We start from the raw sequence: 18,481 nt of genomic DNA, 5'->3' as shown, positions 1-18,481 counted from the left end.
GCAACGGCGCGGCGAATCACCGGCCGGCTGAGGTTCATGGCCGCCGGGGCGGCATCGACGGGAAGGAGGTACGCGAAGGTCAGTCGGACGAGGGCGTCGAGCAGGCGGCCGCGCCCCGGACGGCGGTGGGCACCCGGACGCCACGACGGAACCACGGGGGTGGTTGGGTGTCGGGGCGTCAGGACCTCAGGAGGTCAGGGCGCCCGGGCGATCAGGACGGGCTGGAAGAAGCCGGTGTCGACGGGCTGCGCCCAGCGGACGCCGGCCAGGTCCGCCTCGGCGGCGAAGGTGCTCAACTGGTCCTGGGTGAGCGCCCAGTAGGTGGCGTGCCTGACGGCGACCTGCCACTGTCCGGCGTCGTCCGGCAGCAGCCGGAAGAGCTCCAGGTCGTACCGCTCGCCGTCCTCGTGCCACTGCCAGAGCTGGAAGACGACCGACCGCCGGCCGCCGTGTTCGGCGGTCTGCGGTGAGGTGGAGGCGGGCCGGGTGCGGCGCAGCTCGTCGTACGGGCGGGTGGTGACCAGCAGCAGTCCGCCCGGGCGCAGGACCCGGCGCAGCTCACCGAGCGCGGCGCGGACGTCCTCGGCTGTCAGTAGGTGGGGCAGTGCGTTGTCGGCGCAGATGACGACGTCGAACCGCCCATCCGGGAAGGGGAGTTCACGCATGTCCGCGGCCGCGGTGGGCAGCCGCAGGCCGCGCGAGGCGGCCTCGGCGGCGGCGCGGGCGGCGGAGACCGGACTGAGGTCGGTGCCGGTGACGCGGTGGCCGAGCGCGGCCAGGCCGATCGCCTGGGTGCCGATGCCGCAGGCGCAGTCCAGCACCTCGGCGGGGCTGTCGCCGAGGTCCGCGCGGATCAGGGCGTCCAGGGCGGCGCCCTGGCGGGCGAGCGAGGCGTTCCAGTCGGTGTAGAGGAGGTGGTAGTCGTCGGCGAAGTCGTCGTAGAAGCGGCCGAGGGAGGACTGGTTCATGGCGGCAGGGTCTCCACGGGGTCGTCGGTGCGAGCGGCAACGGGGCGGGAGAGCCCGGGGGTGTGGGAGCGGGCCGTCCGCCACGGCGCTATCCTCGCCCGGGCGTACCGGCGCGGAGTACCGGTTTTCGGGGCCGTCGAGGGGCGGGCGCATGGCATGGGAGCCGGACGGGGTCCGGCCGGCCGAGCAGGCGACCGGGGCGGTCGAGCTGCCGGAGAGTAGCTGGTGGGACGGGGACGGGCGGTCCTGGCGCCCCGGCGAGCTGCGGCTGGCCGTCGGGTCCGACCTCTGCTACCACCACGGCCTGGAGCCGGTGTTCGCCGACCCGCTGTACGTCCGCTGCCCGGCGTCCTTCCAGGACTCGGTGTTCCGCCCGCCCACGCCCGAGGAGCGGCGCCTGGTGGAGCGGCAGTGTGGGGAGGAGGTTGGCGCGCTGGTCGCCTTCGAGGCGGACGACGGCGGCGCGGAGCCGGTGAGCAGGCTGATCGCCGCGGTGAGCCTGGAGCTGCGGGTCGGCACCGTCCTCCGGTACCGGCCGGCCGGCTTCTCGGCCGGTCCCTCCGCCGCTTCCTCCGCCGCTTCCTCGGCCGGCGGACGACCCGGACGGGACATCCGCCGGCCGGACGGCACCCTCACCGCGATGATGCGGGCATGCGTACCTTCGAAGAGCTGATCGCCGAGGCCGAGGCCGAGACCGTGTCCGTGGACGGCTGGGACTTCTCCTGGCTGGAGGGCCGGGCCGCCGAGGAGCGGCCCTCCAGGGGCTACCAGCGGCTGCTGGCCGGGCGGTTGGCCGGGCGGTTGGGCGGGCGGTTGGGCGAGGCGACGGCGGACCTGGACATCCAGACCGGCGGCGGCGAGGTGCTCGCGGGCGCCGTCCGTCTGGACGGGTGCCCGCCCGTGCTCGCGGCAACCGAGTCCTGGCCGCCCAACCTGGCCCGCGCCACGCGGCTGCTGCACCCGCCGGGCGCGGTGGTGGTCGCGGACCCGGACGAGCCGCCGCTGCCGTTCGCCGACGGAGCCTTCGACCTGGTCGGCAGTCGCCACCCGGTGCGGGCCTGGTGGACGGAGATCGCCCGGGTGCTGCGCCCCGGCGGCACGCATGCCGTAGCCGGGAGAGCAGCCAGTACACCCAGAGCAGGTCGCGTCCTACTCGGGGGCCCGACTGGCGGCGCATCTCCATCTCGCCGTAGTGCAGTGATGGCGGCGGCTGCCGGATTATGGGCTGAGTAGCCGTCAGATGTCAGCCTCGCAGGATTTCATGTGCGGCCCAGGCGTCGAGCAGTGGCGGCACCACCGAGCGTCGCACGGATGTGCGGGCGGCGCTGCGGAGCACGGCCGCGCGGACCTCCTCCGGGGCGGCCCGGGGGAAGCAGGACAGCAGTAGGGCGAGGGTGCCGGCGACGAAGGGGACGGCCACGCTGGTGCCCGATAGCACGAGCGGGCGTTCGTCGGGGTTCAGTTGCACCACGGCCTGTCCCGGTGCGCCGACACCGCGGGCGCCGATCGAGCCGCCGAGGTTGGACAGGTCCATCGGGTGGCGCCGGTCGTCGTACCCGACGACCGGGATGGTCCAGGGGTGCCGGGTCAGCACGGAACTGCCCAGCAGGCCCTGGTTACCGGCCGCGACGACGGTGAGCACCCCGCGCGCCGCCGCGTGGTCCAGGGCGGCCGTCAGCTCGCGGTGCCCGTTGCCGGACGGCCGCTCGGGCGCGACGCTCAGGTTGAGCACCCGGGCTCCGGCATCGACGGCTTGTACGACGGCGGCGGCCAGCTCCTCGGCCGAGGTGGCCAGCGGGGAGGGACAACCGGCCGGTACGGCAACCAGGTCGACGCGGTGGCCGGCGAAGACGGGACGGATCAGCAGGGTGCAGTCGGGACAGATGCCCGGTGACGGCGAGGCGCGGTCGGCGCTCAACACGCCGGCGACGAAGCTGCCGTGCACGCAGGGGCCGTCGCCGGCGGTCGCGCAGACCGCCCCGGCTTCGGCCGACCTGCCGGTGGCGTCCGGTCGGCCGGGCAGAACGCGCAACTGCCGCCCGGCGAAGGCGGGTTGTCCGACGGCGACCAGGCCGTCGAGCAACCCGACGGCGACCTCCGGCCGTCCGGCACTGCGCGCCATCAGCGGCGCCAGCCCGACAAGGTCGAGCGGCCTCACACGCCCGGGAACGGTGGGCATTGGGCGTAGCAGTCGCTCAAGCAGTCGCGGCACCTCCGGCCGTAGGGGTCATGAATGCAGAACGGGTAACAGGCCCCGCGGCACTCGGGGATGCAGATCGGGTCGACCAGAGGCGATCCGCTGCCCGAACATCCGGACGGCGCCAGGACGTTCGCACGCGCCGACCCGCCCCGGGACGGGCTCGGGCGGTAGTGCCGCCGGCTCCGGTAGACCGCCGCGTCGGCGGTGAAGCCTGGCATCCTCATCGGTACACACCTCGTCTCAGAACGGGCCCGCAGCATCGTCGGAGCCCATACACGCATCAATGCAGGGGGAGTAACACGTGTCGCAATCCTCGCTGCGCGGGTTGTGGCAGAACGGTCGGCATTCGTTCCGGCACAGCCGGACGCACACGCCCGGCATGACGTCGCCACCGGCCCGTCGGCCGGTTCGGCCCTGTGGCAGCAGGCCCGGCCTCCGCCGTGCCGGGACGCCGTGCCCCGGCCGGTAGCCTCCACCGCTCTGGTAGGTCGCCGTGTCCGCGGTGAAACCCGGAATACTCATCGTCGCTCACCTCACCTCACCTCACCTCACCTCACCTCACCTCGGCCCGGCGGCCGATCAGCGGTCGTAGTAGGGCCCCAGCTTCGTCACCACGAAGGGGAACTCCTCGGTGCAGTCGAGCCGCACGAAGAACTTCTCGGTGACGTCGCTGTGGCGGTTCGTGTAGGAGAGCACCACGTCGAGGATCCGGCGGGCGCCGCTCAGCCTCGAGTCGCAGACCTCGACGGCGCTGAGCGCGGAGTTGGCCGCGAACGCCTCCACGGTCTTGTGGTAGATCCCCTGGTACCGAACGGCCAGGTAGTTGAGCGCCCGGTGCTCGTCGGTGTCGCCGGCGTTGTCACCCAAATACAGGATCCGGCTGAGGAGTTCGTAGGAGGCGGACTCGAACTGGTCGGCGGGGATCAGTTCGGGCCGCTCGATCGCGCTGATCAGCTCCGCGCTGTCGAAGGAGTAGAGCTGATCGAAGAAGACCACCGGGAGCGTCAGGCCGTTGCAGAGCGACGGAGGCGCCAACGGCCCTCGCAGGCCGACCACCACGTCCAGGTCCGTCGGACGCGGGTCGGGCCGGACGGCGTCCACCAACAGCGCGACGTCGGCCGGATCGCGGGGGCGCAGCAGGTAGGTGTCGATGCCCTGGATGTTCAGTACGTAGCACAACTGCCGTGCGAGGTAGCGGTTTTCGGGCTGCGAGATGACCGAGTACACGGTCTGGCGGTCGCTCAGTCCCGTGGTCTCCACCCGACCGACGGCTTGCGCCAGCTCCTTCTCGACCCCCAGGCTCGGGAAACGGAAGTCGACCTGGCCGATCGCGTAGACGAAGCCGGGCTGGTCCGATGCCGAACCCGAGGCCGCCGTCTGTCGCCCTTCAGCCGCGTCGGCGCCCGGACCGCCGCACCCGCAGGCCGGGGTGACAGGCGCGGACGCGGGTTCGAGGTGGCCGGCCGGGTCCGCCCAGGCTCCGCCATGGCCGGGGGCCGGTGCTGAGCGCCGACTGTCCGGTGGCGGTTCGGGCGCCGGCTGCTCCGCTCCTGGTGGTTCCGCCGCTCCCGTCGTGCGGGCCTGCACCGGTCCCCCGACGTCCTGGTCCTGTTCCATCGCTGGCTCCTCGGAGGTCAATTCCGCTGCCGACGGCTCGGCCGGCCGGACACGACCAGCCGGCGGTTCAGTGCGGCGGCGCGTCGCTCGCACCCGCCGCAGGGCCGGATGCCCAGCGTCGAGGTGACCCGCTTGACGGCCTCGCCGAGCCCGATGTCCTGGTCCGTGACGAAGCCCGGCAGCCGCACCCGCCGCGGCGCACTCCCGGCAGCCTGGTCGCGGCGATCACTCTTCTCGCCCGTCGTCATGTCGGACACTCCTCACCTGGTGCGGGCGTAGGACGGAACCCGCACGCCGAGGCCGTTCCGGAGACCGGGACCCGCCGCAGCGCACAAGCGCCCACCCACGGCGTCCCACACTTCCAGGCTGCCTCCGCGCCGCCGTCCGCGCACCTCGGCGGACGCTGTGCCGTAGCCTGGAAGGCGAGGTCGTCGGGTCGCCGGGGGTACGCCGTCGGACCGGCGGGTCCGGGCCCCACGAGGCCGAGACGGGAGGACCCACCATGACCATTCCCGGTTTCCGTGCCGAGGCCACCGTCCAGCCCGACACCGGGCCGTATCGGACACTCGGCCGATCCCGCGCCGCGCTCGCCGACCGCATCGCGCCGATGTTCACACAGGAGCAGCTCGACCTGATGGAGGAGTGCGAGCGGTACTACAGGATCTGCGAGGAGGGGTGCGATCCACTCAAGGACAACTACGACGCCTGGCAGCCGTGCAACAGCGACTGCCTGCAGTCCTGGAAGATCTGCATGAACCCCGATCCGGATCCGTATGCGCCGTAGTGGCTCCGTGCCCCCGGGAGCATCCGTCGCACGAACTCGTAGGGCTCGGACTCACACCGACGGCACGGCCGTGAGGGCATGGCGGCGGTGGTTCGGCTGATGCGGTCGGTCGAGCGTCGGGCGGGTCGTAGGAGTCGTCAGGCGGCGACCGGCGACCACGAGCGTTGGTCGGGCACCGCGTCGGGCAGGGCTCCCATCGCGTTGCCCTTCCAGCGGGAGTCTGCGCTCCATGACCGCGAAACTCCGGGGGTCCTGGCGCATCCGGACGTGACTGTCCGGCACGCCGTCCAGCGAGATGGCCAACACGTCGACGAGGCCCGCCAGTTCGGAGAGCCGGCGGCCGGTGAGCAGCATTCCGTTGCTGGTGACGGTGGTCCGCATGCCGTGCGAGCGCGCCGTTCGCAGCAGGTCGTCCAGCGGCCGGTAGAGCATCGGTTCACCGCCGGACACCCCGAGTACGTCGTATCCGAGGACCGCGGCGTCGGCCACCGCCTGCTGCAGGACGGGCGGCCCGGTGGTCTCCGCGACGTGCGGCCCGGAGGACGAGTAGTAGTGCAGGCAGCGGAGATTGCGGCGCCGGGTGGGGTGGACCCGCAGGACTGCCCAGCCGGGGAGGGTCATCGAGGTGCCGGTCGAGGGATCAGCGGGCGGGGTTGCCGACCCCGACGGACACCTCGATGGCCGTTCGTCGCCCACTCGGCGCGCTTCCTGATCGAGGCGAGCAGGCCGTGACCGGCGAACAGGTTGCGGTCGAAGCGGAGGTTCCCGCCCGCCCGCCGGGAGGAGCCCCGGTGGGCGGGCGGGCGGGCGGCGAACGAACGTCAGGACTGTGCGACGAGGTCCAGGTAGGCGTCGTGCCAGAGGTCCTCGTCGCCGTCCGGCAGGAGGAGCACGCGGTCGGGCCGGAGGGCCTCGATGGCGCCCGGGTCATGGGTGACCATCACGATCGCGCCCGGGTAGGTGCCGACCGCCGCCAGGACCTCCGTGCGGGAGGCCGGGTCGAGGTTGTTGGTCGGCTCGTCCAGCAGCAGGACGTTGGCGCCGGAGTGCACCAGGGCGGCGAGGGCGAGCCGGGTCTTCTCACCGCCGGAGAGCACCCCGGCCTGCTTGTCGGCGTCGTCGCCACGGAAGAGGAACGCGCCGAGCACGTGGCGCAGTTCGCCGTCGGTCAGGCCGGGTGCGGCCTCGGCGAGGTTGTCGCGGACGCTGAGCGCCGGGTCGAGGGTGTCGTGCTCCTGGGCGAAGTAGCCGAGCCGCAGTCCGGTGCCGGGGACGACGCGGCCGGAGTCCGGTGACTCCCGGCCAGCCAGGATGCGCAGCAGGGTGGTCTTGCCGGCCCCGTTCAGGCCGAGCACGACCAGCCGGCTGCCGCGGTCCACGGCGAGGTCCAGGCCGGTCAGCACCGGCCGGCCGCCGTAGGACTTGGCGAGGCTGATCGCGCCGAGCGGCATCCGGCCGCACGGGGCGGGTTCGGGCAGCCGGATCCGGGCGGTGCGCTCGGCCTGCCGGACGGGTTCGAGTCCGGCGAGCATCCGGTCGGCCCGGCGGGCCATGCTGCGGGCGGTGGTCGCGGTGGCGACGTTGGCCCGCATCCGGTCGGCCTGCGCGTGCAGGGAGGCGGCCTTGCGCTCGGCGTTGGCCCGTTCCCGGGTGCGGCGGCGCTCGTCGGCGGCACGCTGGGTCAGGTAGGCCTGCCAGCCGGTGTTGTGGACGTCGACCGTGGCGCGCTGCGGGTCGAGGTGGAAGACCCGGTTGACGGTCTCGGCGAGCAGCCCGAGGTCGTGGCTGATCAGCACCAGCCCGCCCTGGTGGCCGGCGAGGAAGCCGCGCAGCCAGGTGATGGCGTCGGCGTCCAGGTGGTTGGTCGGCTCGTCCAGCAGCAGGGTGCCGTGGTCGGCGAACAGGATACGGGCCAGCTCGACCCGGCGGCGCTGGCCGCCGGAGAGCGTGCCGACGGGGGAGTCCATCACCCGGGTGGGCAGGCCGAGTCCGGCCGCGACCCGGGCCGCTTCGGCCTCGGCGGCGTAGCCGCCCCGGGACTGGAACCCGGCCTCGGCCCGGGCGTACGCGTCCATCGCCCGGCACTCCTCGGCCGCCGACCCGGCCCGGGCCATCGCGGCCTCGGCGGCGCGCAGGGCGTGGACGGCGCCGTCCAGGCCGCGGGCGGACAGGATGCGGTCGGTGACGGTGACGGACGGGTCGGCGGCGCGGGAGTCCTGCGGGAGGTAGCCGACGGCCCCGGTCCGGGTGACGGTGCCGGCGGCGGGCGCCAGCTGTCCGGCGAGGGTGGCGAGCAGGGTGGTCTTGCCGGCGCCGTTGCGGCCGACCAGGCCGATCCGGTCGCCGGGGGCGATGTGCAGGGTGACGTCGGACAGCAGCAGGCGGGCGCCGACGCGCACGTCGACACCACGGGTGGTGATCATGGGATAACGCTCCGAAACGACTAGCGGACAGACGGGTGGCGTGGAAGCGGTCCGTCGGCTAGGAGATTCGGGGCGTAGACATGTGGGGCACGGTAACCGCTGGGGCGGAGCGGGCGCATCCGAATTAACGGGCGACGCATCCGGAGCGGGTGGTCGGCGCACGCTGCCCCCATCGACAGCGGGTCGTCGGTGCACGCTCCCCCCGCCCGCGGCGGGTTGGCGGGCGCACGCCGCCCCGCCCGCAGTGGCGACGTTTCGGCCATGCGGCTCGGCGGATGGCGCACGGGGCGTTCTTGTCGTGGTCACGGCGCAATCGCTTGCATGTCCGCATGGCCCGACGAGACCTCGTACTCCTGACCGATCACAGTTCGACCGAAGGCAGCCGGAAGGTGCTCGCCGCCGCCGCGCGGACGCTGACCGGCCGGGAGCCCGTACACCTGGACGCCCGGCACTTCATGACCGGCGGCAGCGGCCTGGTCGAGGCCGACGACGAGGGCGGGTTCCGGCTGGAGGCGGGCGGTCGGAGGGTGTCCGCCGACACGGTGATCGTGTACGAGATCCCGCCGCACCGGCGGCGCGCGTTCGAGGACTGCCAGCGGCGGCTGCGCGGATTCGGCGCCCGGTCGCTCGGAGTCGACGCCGAGGCGTGGCGGGTGGCCACCGAGAAGGACCTCACCGTCGCCCGCTTCCTCCGGGACGGCGTGCCGCACATGCCCAGCATCGCGCTCTCCAAGCCGAGCCCGGAGGCCGTCGCCGAGGCCTTCGCGGAGCTCGGCGGCGACGTCTGGGCCCGGCCCTGCGTCGGGATGGGCGGGGGCGACGTCTTCCACGTCACCACCCGTGCCCAGCTCGACGCTGCCGCGCGGCACTACGCGCGGGCGGGAGCGGACTGGCTGATCGCCCGTGACGCCCGGAACGTCCTCCCGGACGGGAGCCGCCACCAGTACCGGGTGGTGGTGCTGCACGGGCGGGTGGTCCGGGTGGTCGAGCACGTTCAGGCGGACCCGGACGTGCCCTGCAACGAGAGCCGGGGCGCCGTCTCCACCCTGCTCGACTACGGCGACCTGCCCGACGGGCTGGCGGAGGCGGCCATCGCGGCGGCCGCCTCCCTGGGGTTGGACCTCGCCGGGGTGGACCTCGCCGCCGAGAGCGGCGGCGTGGTCTTCGAGGTCAACGTCCACCCCGCGTTCGGCCGACGTGGCCTGGAACAGGTGGCGCTGCCGTACGTCGCGGCGCACCTCGGCGAGTAGCACCCGGGTGCCCCCGGCGCCGGGCCTGAGGCCCTCGGGCCCGCGGCCCGTGACCCGCTCGGGCCCACGGTCCGCGGCCTCCTCGGGTCAATGCCCCCTCGGGTCCATGCCGCCTCGGGTCCATGCCGCCTCGCCTGCTCAGGCCCGCAGGATCGCCGCGAGCACGGGCGGCCGGAACAGCAGTGACGGCGGCGCCACCAGCGACATCACCTCGTGGAACGCCGAAGTGACGGCCGGGTCCCGGGTGCTGGCGGCCAGCACCTTGTCGAAGAACCGGTGCTGGAGCCCGACCAGGCTGCCGGAGGGCGCGCCGGTGGTGGCGCGGAAGCGGGCGTCCTCGGCGCAGGAGATCATCCACGGGATCTTGGACGCCGCGGCGACGGCGTGCCGCGCGGCCCGGGCGGTGGCGTGCCCGATCCCGCCGTGCCGCTTCGCGGTGCGGCGCAGCTCCCGGGCGCAGAACAGGGCGACGGTGACGCCCTGCCCGTACACCGGGTTGAAGGTGCTCGCGGCGTCGCCGACCACCACCAGCCCGTCCGGGGAGCTGCGCTCGTAGTGCCGGCGCACGCCCGGGCCGGGGTGGAAGCCGCGTATCCCGCCCGCCGGTTCGGCGTCCCGCAGCAGCTCGTGCAGGAGCGGGTCGCGCAGCAGGCCCAGGTGCTCGGTGAACCCCTCCTCGCCGGGCCCCGGTTCGGCGCCGCGCATCCCGGCGAGGCTGACGACCCAGCGGTCGCCCTCGACCGGCAGCAGCACGCCCATGCGCGGCTCGTCCGGCGCCTTGGTCTGGAGGTAGGCCGCCCGGCCCGGCCCGAGCTCGGACCCGGTGGGGCGGTGGAAGATCCGGGAGGCGTACGCGACGCCCGCGTCCACCCGCTCCTCGGGTACCGGCGGGCAGCCCAGCTCGGCGAGCCACTTCGGCACCGAGGTCGAACGGCCCGCCGCGTCCACCACCAACTCGGCCGGGATCTCCCGGACTTCGCCGCGTTCGGAGCTGCGCACCGAGTCGTGCGCCGAGCCGTTCGCCGAGTCGTGCGCGGAGCCGTTCGCCGAGCCGTGCGTGGTGCCGTTCGCCGAGCCGCGCTCCGAGCCGTCCCCGGGCCGCTCCGAGTCGTGCGCCGACCCGCGCGAGCGGACCTTCACCCCGGTCACCACGCCCGCCGAGCCGAGCAGCCCGACCACGTCCGTCCCCTCCAGGATCTCGATCGCGGGGTGGGCGCGGATCCGGTCCAGCACCAGCTTGTCCAGCAGCGGCCGGGTGCAGGAGAGGAAGCTCACCTGTGCCGGGTACTCGGCCAGCCACCCCGCGGCGCACAGCCACTGGACGTCCGAGGCGGCCACCCGCTGCGCGCCCGCGGCCGTCAGCTCCTGCCGGATGCCGGGCATCATCTCCTCCAGCAGCCGGTGCCCGGCCTCCAGCACCAGGTGGGCGTGCCGGCCCTGCGGCACCCCGGCCCGGAACTCCGCCCCCGCCGGGTACCGGTCCCGCTCCACCACGACGATCCGCTCGGCGAACCCGCGCAGCGCCCACGCGGCCGCCAGTCCCGCGAGCCCGCCGCCCATCACCACTGCCGTTCCCCGCCCCGGGGCCCTCTCCGAAGAAGTCATGGCACGTAGCGTAGTGGCGCCGTCTCCTCCCCGTGATCACTTCGCTCCGGACGAACACGCCTGCCCGGCGTGGCCGTTGACACAGCGTGAGGAACGATCCCGGGCGGTCCGTGGTGTGCGGGCGTGAGCGGTGGGCGTGGTGGGAGCGGTCCGCGGCAGGGCCCCGGTCGGAGCCCGGGGCGTGCGGGTACTAGACTCGGCGGGGTTGTGCTGGCACCCCTCCCGGTGCGCAGGCGCGCGGAGGCGAGGAGGTGAGAGCCGTGGAGTGCAGTAGTACGGGCCGAAGTCGGCCCCGCCCCCGGTTGTCCCGCACCACTCGCGGCCCCCGGCACACCTCCTCCCGTACGGCTCCCGCGCGGCGCTGACCTCGTCCTCCCGACGAGGCGCCACCGGTCGCGCCGTGCGCGTGGCGGCCGGCCGGGCGCCTCCGGTCCGCCGTGTTCCCGTACGGCGGCCGGGTATCCACCGTGGAGGTCCCCGCCATGTCCGACTGGCGTGTGCGCGCCGTGCGCGCGAGCAAGCGTCCGTTCTCCCGTTCCGTCGTCCGGTCCACGGACACCCAGCCGGCGCCCGAGCACTCGATGGACCCGCGCCCCGACCAGCCCGTCGAACCGGTGACGCTGGAACGTTCCGTCGTGGACGCGGCGGTGTACCGGGACGGCCGCCGGACGGAGGCGCCCGCCGACCTCGCCGACATCTACCGCGAGCTGCCCGGCCGGCCCGGCACCATGGCCTGGATCGGCCTGTTCCGCCCCGCCGAGGCGCAGCTGCTGGAGGCCGCCGACCGGTTCAACCTGCACGAGCTGGCCGTCGAGGACGCCATCGTCGCCCACCAGCGGCCGAAGCTGGAGCGCTACGGCGACACCCTGTTCGTGGTGCTGCGCGCCGCCCGCTACCTGGACGAGGCGGAGGAGGTCGACTTCGGCGAGATCCACCTCTTCGTCGGCCCCGACTTCGTGCTCACCGTCCGCCACTCCCAGGCCCCGGACCTCTCGGCGGTGCGCCGCCGCCTGGAGGACGACCCGGAGCTGCTGGCACTCGGCCCGGAGGCGGTGCTGTACGCGGTGCTGGACGCCGTGGTGGACGGCTACGCGCCGGTGATCGCCGGCCTCCAACACGACATCGACGAGATCGAGACCGAGGTGTTCGGCGGCGACCCGCAGGTCTCCCGCCGCATCTACGAGCTGTCCCGCGAGGTGATCGAGTTCCAGCGGGCCACCCGTCCGCTGCTGGAGATCATGAAGAGCCTGGAGGCGGGCTTCGGCAAGTACGGCACCGACGACGAGCTCCAGCGCTACCTGCGCGATGTCGCCGACCACGCCACCTACGCCGCCGAGCGGGTGGACGGCTTCCGGCAGATGCTCCAGAACATCCTGACCGTCAACGCGACGCTGGTCTCGCAGCGACAGAACGAGGAGATGAAGCAACTCGCCGAGGCGGGGCACGCGCAGAACGACGAGATCAAGAAGATCTCCTCCTGGGCGGCCATCCTCTTCGCGCCGACCTTGATCGGCACCGTCTACGGGATGAACTTCGAGACGATGCCGGAGCTCAAGTGGGTCTTCGGCTACCCGTTCGCGATCGGGCTGATGGCGCTGGTGTGCACCGGGCTGTACCTGGTGTTCAAGAAGCGGGACTGGCTGTAGGTCCGAGGGGAGCGAGGCCGGAGCCTTCCGCTGGTTCCTCGGCACGCCCTGGCGGCCGGCTCCTCGGCACGCCCTGGCGGCCGGCTCCTCGGCACGCCCTGACCACCGAACGCCCTAGCCGGGCAGCAGCCGCTCGTACTCGGCCACCGGGTCCGTCTGGCGCCGGTACTCGAGGTGCAGCCGGACGGCGCCGTCCGCTCCGGCCAGGTGCTCGAGCGGGCCCCGGCCGGCCGGGAGCGGGCGGGGCTGCGGCCACTGCTGGGCGAGGACGGCGAGCGGGCTGCCGTCCGCGCCGCGCACCACCCAGGTGGCGCGGCCGCCGCCGATCAGCGGGAGCCGGGGTCTGGGGAGTCCGAGGGCGGCGAGTGCCGCCGGGGTGTCCAGGCCGTCGGGGAGCGTGACGGCCTCGGCGTGCGGGGCGTCGGCGTCGTCGCCGGCCGAGACGCTGTCCCGGGTGAGGAGAATGCGCATGACGGGAGGATAGGCGGGACCGGCGGGGGTGACCCGCAGGGGTGGCGGCCGAGACCTCACCCGTGTGCCGGATTGACAATCGACCTTGCCGTGCTGGCAAATGGCAGGCATGGCCGACGAAGAGCTCGAGAACGTCCTCACCACGGTGGGCCCGCGGCTGCGGGCGCTGCGCCGGGAGCGCGGCACCACCCTCGCCAAACTGGCGGCCACCACCGGCATCTCGCTCAGCACGCTGTCCCGGCTGGAGTCCGGGCAGCGCAAGCCGACGCTGGAGCTGCTGCTGCCGCTGGCCCGGGAGTACCGGGTGCCGCTGGACGAACTGGTCGGCGCCCCGGCCACCGGGGACCCGAGGATCCACCCGCGCCCGGTGACCAGGAACGGCCAGACCATCGTCCCACTCACCCGCCACCTGGGCGGGCTGCATGCCTACAAGCACATCGTGCCACCGGGCAGGAACGCCGGGCCCGAGCTGGAGCTGAAGGTCCACGAGGGGTACGAGTGGCTGTACGTGCTGTCCGGACGGCTGCGGCTGGTGCTCGGCACCCACGACCTGGTGCTGACGGCCGGTGAGGCCGCCGAGTTCGACACGCGCACCCCGCACGCCTTCGGCAACGCGGGCCCGCAGCCGGTGGAGTTCCTCAGCCTGTTCGGTCCGCAGGGTGAGCGCATCCACGTCAGGGCGCGCCCGGGAACCTCTGTTCGGTAGGTTCGTTCCTGACAGGGGGTCTTCCTACCGGCTCCCGCCAGGCCGCGGGAGGGGCCGAGGAAATGAGTGTGCAGCGGAGCGCGGAGTCCGGTGAGAGCGGCGGCGGAGCCGGGGAACGCGAGGACGCCCGGGACGGCCGGGCGCAGGCGGGTACGGGCACCACGGCGACGGAGGGCGCGGACGTGGGCGCCGGCGGGGCGGGGAGGGTACCCGGGACGCCCGACGGGGAGGCCGAGGAGAAGGCCGAACGCCCCCGGAAGAAGCGGCCGTTCTGGCAGGAGCTGCCGATCCTGCTGGTGGTCGCGCTGCTGCTCTCGCTCGGCATCAAGACCTTCTTCGTCCAGGCCTTCTCCATCCCCTCCGGGTCGATGGAACAGACCCTCGCGATCGGCGACCGGGTCCTGGTCGACAAGTTCACCCCGTGGTTCGGCGCCAAGCCCGAGCGCGGCGAGGTGGTGGTGTTCCGCGATCCGGGCGGCTGGCTGGAGGGCACGCCGACCACCTCCGGTGACTCCGTGACGGGCACCGTCCAGAAGGTGCTGAGCACCGTCGGCCTGATGCCCTCGGCGGACGAGAAGGACCTGATCAAGCGGGTGATCGCGGTCGGCGGGGACACCGTCGACTGCGAGGCCGGCGCGCCGCTGAAGGTCAACGGCGTCGCGCTGGACGAGCCGTACCTGTTCCCCGGCTCGACGCCCTGCGACGACGATCCGGTCGGCACCGTGACCGTGCCCAAGGGCAAGCTGTGGGTGATGGGCGACCACCGCAACAACTCGCGCGACTCCCGCTGGCACCACAACCAGACCGGCGACGGCTTCGTGCCGGTGGACAACGTGGTCGGCCGGGCCTTCGTGGTCGCCTGGCCGCTGTCCGACTGGTCGACCCTGCCGGTCCCGGACACCTTCGACAAGGTGCCGGCCGGGGCGGCGGGCGCGGCCGGTGCGCCGTTCGAGGAGCTGCCGGCGCCGGAGGCTGCCGCGCTGGCCGGGATCGTGCCGCTCGCCCTGTGGCGACGGCGGTCCTCGCGCAAGGAAAGCTGAGGCCGGTCCACCCCGGACCACACCGCCCCGGACCACCCCGGCCCACCACGCCCAGGCCCACCACACCCAGGCCCACCACACCCCGGCGCTCGGCCGACGGGCCACGGGTCGATCGTCTTCGACGGAACTCCTCCCGCCGATCTCTACACGCCTGTAGAGTTCAGGAGGTGAGCTGCACCCCCGGCCGCCGGCCGCCCCGAGCGGGCGTCCGGCGGCCGGGGCCGGGTCGGGAGGCGGAGCCGTGATGGAGAGTCAGTGCAGTCCCGGGGGCGCCGAGGGCGCCGGGGGCCCGGCGGAAGCGGAGCCCGAGGACCGCGACGTCCGGTGGGTCTACCAGCCGGTCGAGGTGGACCTCGGGGACGGCGCCTGGGCACTCGGCCGGATCAGCGCGTGGTGGCAGGACGCGGCCGGGCAGCGCTGGTGCCGGCTGCGGATCGGCCGCAGCGGACAGCCCGCGCTCTGGCAGCGGTTCGATCCGGTGCGGGTGCTGCTGCTGCCGGTTTCCGGGCTCTGAGCAGGCGGGACGCGAGTTCCTGGCGGAACCGTTCGGTGAGCCCCTATCGTCCCTGGGAGCGACCGCTGACAGGCCACTTAGCGACCGGGGACGACGTGACTTCGGAGATCTACTTCAGCAACAACTACCGCGACCTGTGCGAGCAGCACGGCACCGGCGCGGGCTTCCAGTTCGAGTTCTACTGCTACCGCTGCTCGGACACCTGGCGCTCGACGTTCGAGCCGTTCCGGACCGGTCAGGTGGCCGGCTGGATAGGCAAGGGCGTCAGTGCGGCCTGGAACCTCATCGGCGGCAACGCCAACACCATCGGCAACGCCGCCGACGGGCTGGCCGGTCAGACCTGGGGCACCTCGCGGGACGCCGCCTTCCAGCGGTCCATCGCCAACGCCCAGTCCCACTTCAACCGTTGCGCCCGGTGCACCCACTACGTCTGCGGGCGCTGCTTCAACCCGGCCCAGGGCCTGTGCCACAACTGCGCCCCGGACACCGCCGCCGAGGCGATGGCGGCGCAGCACCGCGGCCTCAACGACACGGTCAGCGAGCGGGCGTACAAGTCCGGGCAGCAGTCCGGGGCCGAGTTCGACGTGAACGCGCCGCGCCAGCTGGTCTGCCCGCAGTGTCACACCGAGACCCACGGCACGCCGTTCTGCCCGGGCTGCGGCTTCCGGCTGGCGCAGCCCGTCCAGTGCCCGAGCTGCAACCAGAACGTCCCGGACGGCGCCGCGTTCTGCCCGTCCTGCGGGACGAGGCGCTGACACCCCCTCGGATGAGCCATGGCCCCTCGGGCGAGCCGCGGCTGGGTGCCCCACCGCGGTTCGTCCGAGGTGTGCGGCCGGGCTCAGCCGTACGAGAGGTTGGCGCAGGGGTCGTCGTCGGCCGAGCGGGCGGCGCCGCTGACGCTGGTGGGCAGCGGGGCCGGGGCGGTGGCCGTGCCGCCGGGGGCCGGCGCGGTGGCGCTCGCCGGGTTGGCGGCGGCGAAGTCGTGGCCGAGGACGAGGCTGACGCCCCGGCCGCCGGGCTGCACGGTGGCGCCGGGGAAGAGCTTGGCGACCGCCTCGGCCGCGGTGCGCTCGCCGGTGCCGTACTCGACGACGGTGGTGCTGCGCGGCTTGCCGACCGCGTTGCCGACGCCGGTGACGGTGTAGCCGGCGCCCTTGACGGTCTCCGCGGCCCGGCCGCCGAGCCCGGTCTCACCGGTGCTGTTGAGCACGGAGACCTTCACCTCGGCCGCCTTGGCGTCCGAGGCGGGGGCCGGGGCGGAAGCCGGGGCCGGCGCGGCGGTGGGAGCGGTGGTGACGGCGGCGGCAGGGCCCGGGTCGGCCGGGGCGCTCGCGTCCTGTCCGTCGATGGTGCGGTCGGCCTTGAGCGCGGCCCACAGCTGGTCCACGTCGGGGTGTACGAGGGCGACCCGCGGGCCCTCGTAACGCCATGGCACGGTCAGGAACTTGATGTCGTGCAGGTCGACGTCCTTGAGCTCCATGACGAAGGAGAGCAGCTTCGCGGCCGAGCCGAGGCCGGGGTCGACGGTCAGCGACTTGGTGGCCGCGTCGGCGAGCGGCAGCAGCGTGGTCGGGTCCATGCCGCGGGACTTGACCTCCTTGATGAGGGAGGAGAGGAAGGCCTGCTGGCGCTTGGTGCGGCCGATGTCGGAGCCGTCGCCGATGCCGTGCCGCACCCGGACGTAGTCCAGCGCGGCCTGGCCCTCGACCTTCTGCTTGCCCTTGGGGAAGATCAGCTTGCCCTTGTGGCCGAGGTTGGGGTTGAGGTCCCCCTCGTGGATGTCGGTCGGCAGGCAGACCTCGACGCCGCCGACCGCCTTGGTCATCGACGCGAAGCCGTTGAAGTCCACCACGACGGTGTGGTCGACGCGCAGGTTGGTCAGCTTCTCGACGGCGTTCTGGGTGCAGGCCGGGTTGCCCTGATCGCTGTCGCCGACCGAGAAGGCGCTGTTGAACATCACATTGGTCTGCTCCTTGGTCCACTTGCCGTTGGGGAGCTTGCACGGCGGGATGGTGACCAGGGAGTCGCGGGGGATGGAGATGCCGACGGCGTGCTTGTGGTCGGCGTAGACGTGCAGCAGGATCGCGGTGTCCGAGCGGGCGCCGCCGTCCCCGCCGCCGCCCAGGTCGCTGTTGCCGTTGCCGCGGCTGTCCGAGCCGATCAGCAGCACGTTGACCGGGGTGCGGCCCTGGGCGTCCGGGGCCGCGGCCTCCGGGCGGTCCTTGCTGAGGGCGTCGCCGTCGAAGGTGTTGATGTTGCTGTTCAGCCGGTAGTAGAGGGCGCCGCCGCCGAGGACGGCGAGGGCGGTGCAGCCGGCGGTCGCCCAGAGCACCTTCTCCTTGGTGCTGCGCTTGGGTTTCTTTCGGGTGCGGCCCGTCGCTCGGCCGTCCGGTATGTTCGCACCGTCCGGGCTCCGGTCGCCCGCCGGGTCGTCTCTGCGGCCGTTCCGCTGGTCGTCCCTCCGGCCGGCCGCCCGGCGCCCGGTTGCCCGGTGCGGCGAATTCTCGGCTTCGGGGGAACCCTTGCGGCCAGACACGTCGTCATCCTCCACAGTTGCCACGCAAGCCCCCGTCGAAGCGGTGGGTTCGCGTGGCCCGGGGCCGGAGCCGATCCGGGCGCCGCCCGTCGCTAAACTTTTACACCGCTGTAGAACTTCAGTGGAGCATACTAGGCGCGGATGGGAAAACCAGCTGGTCAGACCATGAGAAATTGGTCAGATCAGCTGATCCGCGCTGCTCCGGACTCGCAAGAGGAGCACGATGACTGATCGGATCGCACGTTCGATAGCCGGCGCCCTGGTGGCCCTGCTGGCCGCCGTCGGCCTCACCGCCGCGGCATCGGGAGCGGCGGCCGTGGCCGCGCCCCGCACCGTCGCGGCCGCCGCCGCGAACCCGGGGGCCACCGTGGGGGCCGCTGCCGCTGCCTCCGGTTCGGAGGTCCGTACCGAGGCGCGCGCCGCCTCCGCCGATGCCACGCACCTGGCCAAGGACGAGAAGAAGAAAAAGGGCTTCTTCGCCAAGCTGGGCAAGTTCCTGCTGGTCGTGGTCATCCTGATCATCCTGTTCGTGGTGCTGCTCATCGTCGGGATCGTCTACGCCGTCAAGCGGATCTTCAGCCGGCGCAAGTAGCCGCTGGTGAGCCGCGCGGGCCGTCCGCAGCCGTGACCCGGGCGTCGCCGCCGCCCTCCGGGCGGTGGAGCCGGAACGACCGCCCGGGGCGGGCCACTTGGCGGTGATTGGCCCTGGCCCGGATGCCGG

At 73.4% G+C, this 18,481-nt stretch carries 18 protein-coding genes and 1 pseudogene; 10 read left to right on the top strand and 9 right to left on the bottom strand.

The window, feature by feature from the left end; translation table 11 throughout:
• Window positions 1-194 precede the first annotated feature (194 nt).
• Complete coding sequence (locus ACGF13_RS22255) at window positions 195-968, bottom strand: class I SAM-dependent methyltransferase (RefSeq protein WP_392877691.1); 774 nt, start codon at window positions 966-968, stop codon at window positions 195-197.
• A gap of 151 nt (window positions 969-1,119) precedes the next feature.
• On the opposite strand from ACGF13_RS22255, the gene ACGF13_RS22250 reads away from it, so the two are divergent.
• Window positions 1,120-1,641: a hypothetical protein gene (locus tag ACGF13_RS22250; RefSeq protein WP_392877689.1), complete on the top strand. Its 522-nt coding sequence runs from the start codon at window positions 1,120-1,122 to the stop codon at window positions 1,639-1,641.
• Window positions 1,620-2,072 (top strand): annotated as a pseudogene (locus ACGF13_RS22245) (methyltransferase domain-containing protein); the annotation flags it as partial. The gene ACGF13_RS22250 and the pseudogene ACGF13_RS22245, both read left to right, overlap by 22 nt.
• A gap of 139 nt (window positions 2,073-2,211) precedes the next feature.
• On the opposite strand, the gene ACGF13_RS22240 reads toward ACGF13_RS22245, so the two are convergent.
• The 3 genes from ACGF13_RS22240 to ACGF13_RS22230 form a co-directional block, all read right to left on the bottom strand.
• Window positions 2,212-3,126 (bottom strand): S8 family serine peptidase, encoded by a 915-nt coding sequence (locus ACGF13_RS22240; protein WP_392877687.1) that lies wholly within the window; start codon window positions 3,124-3,126, stop codon window positions 2,212-2,214.
• A gap of 621 nt (window positions 3,127-3,747) precedes the next feature.
• Window positions 3,748-4,785, bottom strand: coding sequence for a hypothetical protein (locus ACGF13_RS22235; protein ID WP_392877685.1), 1,038 nt, complete (start codon window positions 4,783-4,785; stop codon window positions 3,748-3,750).
• A gap of 17 nt (window positions 4,786-4,802) precedes the next feature.
• Entirely contained in the window at window positions 4,803-5,033 is a 231-nt protein-coding gene (locus tag ACGF13_RS22230; protein WP_392877683.1) for a hypothetical protein, read from the bottom strand.
• A 254-nt stretch (window positions 5,034-5,287) separates the two neighbouring features.
• Between ACGF13_RS22230 and ACGF13_RS22225 the strand changes: the two genes are divergently transcribed.
• Window positions 5,288-5,569, top strand: a complete 282-nt coding sequence (locus ACGF13_RS22225) for a hypothetical protein (RefSeq protein ID WP_392877681.1) — start codon at window positions 5,288-5,290, stop codon at window positions 5,567-5,569.
• A 51-nt stretch (window positions 5,570-5,620) separates the two neighbouring features.
• On the opposite strand, the gene ACGF13_RS22220 is transcribed toward ACGF13_RS22225, so the two are convergent.
• Window positions 5,621-6,190, bottom strand: coding sequence for a radical SAM protein (locus ACGF13_RS22220; RefSeq protein WP_392877679.1), 570 nt, complete (start codon window positions 6,188-6,190; stop codon window positions 5,621-5,623).
• A 200-nt stretch (window positions 6,191-6,390) separates the two neighbouring features.
• A complete protein-coding gene (locus ACGF13_RS22215) occupies window positions 6,391-7,992 on the bottom strand; it encodes an ABC-F family ATP-binding cassette domain-containing protein (RefSeq protein ID WP_392877677.1) in 1,602 nt (533 codons plus the stop codon).
• A gap of 329 nt (window positions 7,993-8,321) precedes the next feature.
• Here ACGF13_RS22215 and ACGF13_RS22210 point away from each other — a divergent pair, with 329 nt between their 5' ends.
• The gene (locus ACGF13_RS22210; RefSeq protein ID WP_392877675.1) at window positions 8,322-9,242 is read left to right on the top strand and encodes a RimK family alpha-L-glutamate ligase; all 921 of its coding nucleotides are present in this window, start codon (window positions 8,322-8,324) and stop codon (window positions 9,240-9,242) included.
• A 138-nt stretch (window positions 9,243-9,380) separates the two neighbouring features.
• Here ACGF13_RS22210 and ACGF13_RS22205 read toward each other — a convergent pair whose 3' ends face one another.
• On the bottom strand, window positions 9,381-10,847 hold the full coding sequence (locus tag ACGF13_RS22205; protein WP_392877673.1) for an FAD-dependent oxidoreductase: 1,467 nt from the start codon (window positions 10,845-10,847) through the stop codon (window positions 9,381-9,383).
• 482 nt (window positions 10,848-11,329) lie between these two features.
• Between ACGF13_RS22205 and ACGF13_RS22200 the strand changes: the two genes are divergently transcribed.
• Window positions 11,330-12,493 carry a magnesium and cobalt transport protein CorA gene (locus ACGF13_RS22200; RefSeq protein ID WP_392877671.1) on the top strand — a complete coding sequence of 388 codons (1,164 nt, stop codon included), beginning with the start codon at window positions 11,330-11,332 and terminating at the stop codon, window positions 12,491-12,493.
• A gap of 114 nt (window positions 12,494-12,607) precedes the next feature.
• Here ACGF13_RS22200 and ACGF13_RS22195 read toward each other — a convergent pair whose 3' ends face one another.
• On the bottom strand, window positions 12,608-12,964 hold the full coding sequence (locus tag ACGF13_RS22195) for a hypothetical protein (protein ID WP_392877669.1): 357 nt from the start codon (window positions 12,962-12,964) through the stop codon (window positions 12,608-12,610).
• 109 nt (window positions 12,965-13,073) lie between these two features.
• On the opposite strand from ACGF13_RS22195, the gene ACGF13_RS22190 reads away from it, so the two are divergent.
• From ACGF13_RS22190 to ACGF13_RS22175, 4 genes are all read left to right on the top strand, one after another.
• Window positions 13,074-13,670 carry a helix-turn-helix domain-containing protein gene (locus ACGF13_RS22190; RefSeq protein WP_392877667.1) on the top strand — a complete coding sequence of 199 codons (597 nt, stop codon included), beginning with the start codon at window positions 13,074-13,076 and terminating at the stop codon, window positions 13,668-13,670.
• 62 nt (window positions 13,671-13,732) lie between these two features.
• Window positions 13,733-14,710, top strand: a complete 978-nt coding sequence (lepB, locus tag ACGF13_RS22185) for a signal peptidase I (RefSeq protein ID WP_392877665.1) — start codon at window positions 13,733-13,735, stop codon at window positions 14,708-14,710.
• Between the two features lie 241 nt (window positions 14,711-14,951).
• Complete coding sequence (locus ACGF13_RS22180; protein ID WP_392877663.1) at window positions 14,952-15,224, top strand: hypothetical protein; 273 nt, start codon at window positions 14,952-14,954, stop codon at window positions 15,222-15,224.
• 95 nt (window positions 15,225-15,319) lie between these two features.
• On the top strand, window positions 15,320-15,979 hold the full coding sequence (locus ACGF13_RS22175; protein WP_392877661.1) for a zinc ribbon domain-containing protein: 660 nt from the start codon (window positions 15,320-15,322) through the stop codon (window positions 15,977-15,979).
• Window positions 15,980-16,062: 83 nt separating this feature from the next.
• Here the strand turns inward: ACGF13_RS22175 and ACGF13_RS22170 are convergent, their stop codons facing one another.
• Window positions 16,063-17,556 (bottom strand): LCP family protein, encoded by a 1,494-nt coding sequence (locus ACGF13_RS22170; protein ID WP_392877659.1) that lies wholly within the window; start codon window positions 17,554-17,556, stop codon window positions 16,063-16,065.
• A gap of 427 nt (window positions 17,557-17,983) precedes the next feature.
• On the opposite strand from ACGF13_RS22170, the gene ACGF13_RS22165 reads away from it, so the two are divergent.
• Entirely contained in the window at window positions 17,984-18,352 is a 369-nt protein-coding gene (locus ACGF13_RS22165; protein ID WP_392877658.1) for a hypothetical protein, read from the top strand.
• Window positions 18,353-18,481 lie beyond the last annotated feature (129 nt).

Source organism: Kitasatospora sp. NPDC048286 (assembly GCF_043201735.1).
Classification (GTDB): Bacteria; Actinomycetota; Actinomycetes; order Streptomycetales; family Streptomycetaceae; genus Kitasatospora.
This window is presented reverse-complemented; position numbering and strand designations above follow the sequence as displayed.